Annotated in this window: 6 protein-coding genes; 2 read left to right on the top strand and 4 right to left on the bottom strand. The window is 58.4% G+C overall.

The features are described 5' to 3' along the window. Positions 1-174: 174 nt before the first annotated feature. From OI69_RS19995 to OI69_RS17355, 4 genes are all read right to left on the bottom strand, one after another. Positions 175-426: a hypothetical protein gene (locus OI69_RS19995; protein WP_162183345.1), complete on the bottom strand. Its 252-nt coding sequence runs from the start codon at positions 424-426 to the stop codon at positions 175-177. Between the two features lie 56 nt (positions 427-482). Continuing rightward, a complete protein-coding gene (locus OI69_RS19990) occupies positions 483-713 on the bottom strand; it encodes a hypothetical protein (protein ID WP_039353383.1) in 231 nt (76 codons plus the stop codon). A gap of 239 nt (positions 714-952) precedes the next feature. Beyond that, the gene (gene xerC, locus OI69_RS17360) at positions 953-1,966 is read right to left on the bottom strand and encodes a site-specific tyrosine recombinase XerC (RefSeq protein WP_039353380.1); all 1,014 of its coding nucleotides are present in this window, start codon (positions 1,964-1,966) and stop codon (positions 953-955) included. A 47-nt stretch (positions 1,967-2,013) separates the two neighbouring features. Beyond that, positions 2,014-4,920 (bottom strand): DNA primase, encoded by a 2,907-nt coding sequence (locus OI69_RS17355; RefSeq protein WP_039353377.1) that lies wholly within the window; start codon positions 4,918-4,920, stop codon positions 2,014-2,016. A gap of 113 nt (positions 4,921-5,033) precedes the next feature. On the opposite strand from OI69_RS17355, the gene OI69_RS17350 reads away from it, so the two are divergent. Both OI69_RS17350 and OI69_RS17345 read left to right on the top strand, forming a co-directional pair. Continuing rightward, entirely contained in the window at positions 5,034-5,432 is a 399-nt protein-coding gene (locus OI69_RS17350; protein ID WP_039353374.1) for a helix-turn-helix domain-containing protein, read from the top strand. Positions 5,433-5,504: 72 nt separating this feature from the next. Next, the coding region (locus OI69_RS17345; RefSeq protein ID WP_039353371.1) for a SymE family type I addiction module toxin at positions 5,505-5,725 on the top strand (221 nt) is incomplete at its 3' end.

Genomic DNA, 5,725 nt, shown 5'->3' with positions numbered 1-5,725 from the left:
GGGTCATAGGGACTATCCCGACACCGTCGTACTTTTTAGCGCACTTAACCCATTGATGCAACGTGCTTTTTAAGAGGCGTTTTCGGCCTGTTTAACACCGTCTTAACCCCAACACCCCGACGCGCACTTTTAGCCCCGGACACGCTACCGCCATGCTGTGACTGTCCTGTCTGCCTAAGCCACATCATAGCAGCGGCGACAGCCGCTGCCATTAGTCGTTTTGTCTTTTGGGTTTACCACGGCAACCCGCACGGCTTCCGCAACTCGCTTGGGGAAGCCGTGCGGGTTCTGCGGGTGCGGGCGGCAAAGAGTCCGCAAGCGTCGGCCTGCGACGCTCTGTTGCACGGTGCCGGAGGGAGCGGCGGGTTTGCATGACCACGCCACACCGGGGCGGGTAGCGGAAGCTGGCGAGCGGGGAAGGAGCAAGGAGCCTGTGACTGCGACCCCGCGTAGCCAGACGCAGCAGGGTGGGCATTAAGCCGTTAAGCGCCGTGACGAAGGAACGGCTTCTGCTTTGGGGTTGACGTTAGCCGAGGATTAGCACTGGCGCTTCCGCCGCCACGGACGGCGGCCACACCGTTGGCGCTGAAGGACGTGTGCCGCTGCCGATAGCAGAGGTGAGCGCCGCGAACCTGTGCGCCACGCTGTTCTGAGCTGCCGAACCCCGGCGGCCAGCCGCACACCTTTGTGGAAGAAGACCGCAGCGCGCCCATTAGTTGAACGGCGCCGACATAATGTGTGTTGCGCGCAGGTTGCGTTCAGCAACTTGCGCGTAATGCCACATTATGTTGAATGACGACTGGCCAGCAACGTTAATGGCAGAGAACGCCGTTGGCTGGCGCTGGCCGGGCGACATTTACCGCCGGAGTGCCTTACCTGACCAAGGCAAGAGGTGCGCCATGGACGGCGCGCCTGTTGCCCTGCACCGTACCGCGATACTGAAGGGAACGAGCTACTTTTTGGTACTGTCCGGTTTACGCCGCGCTTTCTGTTTGCGCTCCGCCGGGTGCGTCTGTTCATGCACCTTCTGCAAGTGGCCGATAGCCACTCTGGTGTATATCTGTGTGGTTTCCAGTTTCTCATGACCTAAGATGGCTTGTATGTGTCGCGTATCCGCGCCGTTCTCCAGCATCTGCGTTGCCATACTGTGCCGGAACACATGACACGCTCCCGGTTTGTCGAGGTGTCCCGTTTCACGGATAGCTTTCCCCGCCATCTGTGTCAGTGTGGTGCGGGACAGTCCCGTGCCTTTGTGGCTGATAAACAGGTGGCCGCTGTCATAGCGTTTCGTCAGTTCTGGCCGTGCATGGTTCAGGTAACGCACTAACCACTTGCACGCCCGTTCACCCAGCGGCACCACCCGGTCTTTATTCCCCTTACCCTGACGCACCACCATCACGCCCCGGCTCAGGTCGATGTCACTCAGCATCAGATTGACCGCTTCCGCCCTTCTGATACCGCTGCTCCACAGCACTTCGAGTATCACCCGGTTACGCAGTCCGAGAACCGTGCCACTCTCCACCGACTGCAACACCCCACTGGTTTCTTCCACACTCAGTACCTGCGCCGGCAGCCGTTTTTCCTCTTTCGGCAACGTCAGCATCTCCGCCGGGTTATACAGGATGACGTGACGCGTCAGCAGCCAGCGGAACAGCATCCGGATAGCGGTCAGACGGCCAAGCTGACTGCCCGCCGTGAGCGGTTTGCCGTCTGCCTTGCGGTAGCCCCGCAGCCAGCGCTGATACCCTTCCAGCACCGCAAGACTCACCTGTGGTGCATACTGCCCCCCTCTGTCCTCACACCACGCCACGAACGGCAGCAGCCGTTCCCGGTAACCTTCCTGCGTGCGCGGGCTGTAGCCCGCGGCGCTGAGGTGGCCAAGGTAATGCCCGGTATGCTGGCGCAACGTCTGCGTCTGGCGGCTAAGGTAAAGCGTTTCCGGGCTGGGGGGATTGGATTGGGTCATGGCGGCGCATCCTGCGTGGTGAGTGGGGAAGAAGAGGGATAACGGCACTACGGTACGACAGGCTTATTGTGTGCTGCCGGAACAGTGCTTTTACCGTTAACCCGACCGGATAGTGCAGAACCCTTGCCAGTGCTGGCTTTAACGTCGATTTGCTTATCCGACCGACCACCGACCGCACCACGACCAGAGGCCGACTGCTTTTCATTTATCCCCGACCGGGCGGAGTCGTAGTTATCTTTCTCGGTTATTTCTGCCGCTTCCGGCACGTCGATAAGGCCGCACAGGTGCGCGTTATCCGCCTGAGCATCACCGTCGAACAGCAGTTCATAGCAGAACGTCAGCCCCCGTTTGTGCAGCAGCAGGTATTCCAGTTCAACCAGCCGCGCAAGGTGGATTTTCAGTTGGGTATCGCCCCATTGCACCGCATCCCGTAGCTGTTTGCGGGTAAAGTGGTATTCCGCTTTCGGCTGGCCGCTCTCTTTTACCCATTGCTGTATCAGCAGCAACAGTTTGCGCGTCTGTGGCGGCATCTCGTCCAGCGTGCGGCCTAATATCTCATGCGCCAGTTGGTTGGCCAGCACGATATCGGAGCGCTCCACCTCGATGTATTCGATGACCGTTCCCCGGTGCTCTACCGTCTTCACTTCCCGCTGGTACTGGTGCAGCAGCGCGATAGACTGGATTAACGTCAGGTACTTCATATGGTCACGCCGGGTTCTTGTCTTGTCGCTCAGGAAGGTAAGCTGTGACGCGAACGGGTTCACCACTTTTAACGGTTTCAGTAACCGCTGCGCATTCTGATGCAGTTCCGTCAGATAGCCTTTCTCGTTCTCCATCAGCAACCCTTCCAGCGTCTGTTTATGGCGCTGCAAGGCGTGTATGGCTTCGGTCTGCTCGCGGGATTCGTTGACGGTGAGAACCAGACAGCGGTTTAACAGTTCTTCGTCCACGTCGATGGCTGTGGTCGTTAACATCAGCATCACCGGGCCTTTTACCGTGTACTGCTTCGTCACCAGATTGCCTGTGGCATCGTCCTTGCCTGTGCTGGCGATGGTTAACTCGCCGTCGCTCTGTAACAGCTTCAGCGCATACGCCGCCTGCCTTACCCCTTCCTCTTCCGCGATGGCGAGGATTTTATGCTGGAGATTGGTTTCGCCCAGATAGAACAGGCTTTGTCCCGTCATCGCCGAGTATTGCAACCGCTCTTCCGGTGGTATCAGGTTCAGCACCGCATCCATCAGTGAGGATTTACCCGCCGCCGAACTGCTCTGGATGAGCACGGCCAGCGGCCTGTCCAGCTTGCGCGATACCGCCGCCAGATAACCCGCCACCAGGTTGGTCGATTCCCCCACCACGCCACAGGCCGCCAGGTCATCCGTCAGTCGGCTAATCAGGTTCGGGTCTTGCAGCAACGCCAGCGCCGCATCCCGCTGTTCATCGGCCATATCCGGTGTGGCTTCACCGTGGGTTTCGGGTTGAGCAAGGTGATTCTCCAGTGCCAGCAGCACTCGTCCCAAGCGCTGTTTGATGTCGCTTTCAGCCAGCCCTAACTCACTCGCGGCCAACCGCGCATACCCCGCACGGCTGCGGGCGCTCATCATGTCCACGCTGTCGGCGAACACGACACCGCTTTGTGTGTCCACAACCTGCGCGTTCACCTTCATCACACCGCTACCCACCTTCACCGACGCCAGCCCACGGAGGCGCCACTGCTGACCGGACAGCGTTATCTCAAGTTCACCATTCGCCAGCGCTTCAACCACAACCCCGGCAACTAAGGAAGAGGCAGGTTGCGGTAAGGATTCAGGCTGTGGCACGGCTTTTCGTTGTGGCTCGGGAACAGAGTCAGGCGCGGAGTCAACCCCGACCGCATCCCCCATTGGCAACGCCCCGTCAACCAGTAACCCGAACGCCGTTTCCGGCTCCGCCACCTTGCACAGATATTCATTCGCATCCATCCCCACCGGGAACACCAGCCGGAACGGTGCGATACCGTCAGCGGCTAATACGGAAGCCAGTTTCACCGCGCCTTCATCCCCCGCCGCGTCGTTATCGAACGCGATAAGCACCTGTTTCACCCCGTGCCGGATAAAAGCCTGTCGCATCTCATCGGTCACGCCATTAACCCCATAGGCCGCCGTCACGTTGCGATAACCCGCCACCCAGAAGCTCATCGCATCGAGTAACGCTTCACATAAGATGACCGTTTTACTGGCAACCAGTGCCTGCTCATTCCACACCCCACCGTGTGCGCCCGGCAGATACAGATGCAGCGGCGTGCCTTTGCGTAACTCAGTGCTGACCTTGCGACCGTACATCTCCTGCACCTGACCGTTCATGTCGATAACCGGAACGACTAACGACCCCGCCAGATGTTCATGACCAGATGAACGCATCACCCCCAGCGCCTGCAACTGACCCCGGATGGCCGCGCCGTCTTTCAGCTTCTTCGGCGGCAGGCGGTACGCCAGCGTGCGGTTGGCGAACCCTAAGCGGAACTGCGCCACTAACTCAGGGTGGTTCAGGCGACGCTTTTCCAGCCAGGCGATGGCCTCCGGCGCGTTCAGCAGCGTGTGGTGATAGAACTCAGTAACGCGAAGCAGTAACGCCTGTCTTTCCTGTTCATTAGCGATATCGGTAACAGGCGGCAACGGCTCAGCAGCAGGCACCACACCGAGTTCACCGCGCAGACGGTCAACCGCCCGGTGCAGGCTTAACCCTTCCGTCTTCATCACCCAGTCCAGCACCGAGCCGCCTGCATCGCAGCCGAAGCAGTGATACAGGTTCTTCTCCGGTGAGATAACACACGAGGGCGTTTTCTCCTGATGGAACGGACACAGCACTACCCAGTCCTTGCCGCGCTTGAACACCTGCCGACTCTGACCACGCACCACCTCCACTAACGGCACGGCGGCTTTCAGGTGCTGCAACTCGGATTCGGGGATGCGTGCCATATCGGGAACTCCTGTAAAACCTGTCAATAGGGTTAGGGTAAAAATAACTCTGTTGCAGAGTACTCTATTATAGGGTATTGTCAACTGAGTTATTTAAAACAGGGAGTAACATCATGGCAGTGTTAACAACCAGACAGCTACAGCAGGCCATGAACACCAAAGACGAACAGTTTTTTAAGCAGCTTGGCGCAAGGGTCGCGCAGGCACGCAAAGAGCAGCAGCTAACACAGACGCAACTGGCAGAGCAGTTAGGGATTGCGCAACAGACGATGGCGCACTATGAAGGCGGGAAGCTCAAGATTTCGGCTGCACTGTTGCCACAACTGGCGCAGATACTGAACCTGTCGCTGGATGAACTGCTGGGATTATCCACACCCCGCAGAAGCGGTAAGCGTGGCCCGGCGTCGCGGCTGGAACAACAGATTGAGATTATCAGCCAGTTACCGCGCACGAAGCAGAAGCTGGTTTCTGAGATCTTAGATAATGTGATTGGCAAAACAGAAGAGCACTAAACGATAGCGCGACTGCTACAGGTTGCCCCCTGTAACAGCCGCTCACCACAACCAACTATCAAGGAGTTGACTATGGCTGCGCATGATTCTACGTCACGCAACACGGTAAATACAGCAACCAAAACAGCGCGTTACTACACTGTGGGATACGCCCCGCAAAACGGCAGGCCCAACCCGCCGTCGGCGATTAACCTTAAAGGCCGCTGGCTGGAAGAGTCGGGCTTTATGACCGGGATGCCGATAACGGTGACGGTGGAGCGGGGAAGGATAGTGATTGAGACGGAGATTAATCT

The organism is Pectobacterium fontis (assembly GCF_000803215.1).
GTDB classification, from domain to species: domain Bacteria; phylum Pseudomonadota; class Gammaproteobacteria; order Enterobacterales; family Enterobacteriaceae; genus Pectobacterium; species Pectobacterium fontis.
This window is presented reverse-complemented; position numbering and strand designations above follow the sequence as displayed.

Coding starts and splice junctions, on each gene's coding strand:
- OI69_RS19990 (WP_039353383.1), bottom strand. CDS start 713: ATGGGCGCGCTGCGGTCTTCTTCCACAAAGGTGTGCGGCTGGCCGCCG.
- xerC (WP_039353380.1), bottom strand. CDS start 1,966: ATGACCCAATCCAATCCCCCCAGCCCGGAAACGCTTTACCTTAGCCGC.
- OI69_RS17355 (WP_039353377.1), bottom strand. CDS start 4,920: ATGGCACGCATCCCCGAATCCGAGTTGCAGCACCTGAAAGCCGCCGTG.
- OI69_RS17350 (WP_039353374.1), top strand. CDS start 5,034: ATGGCAGTGTTAACAACCAGACAGCTACAGCAGGCCATGAACACCAAA.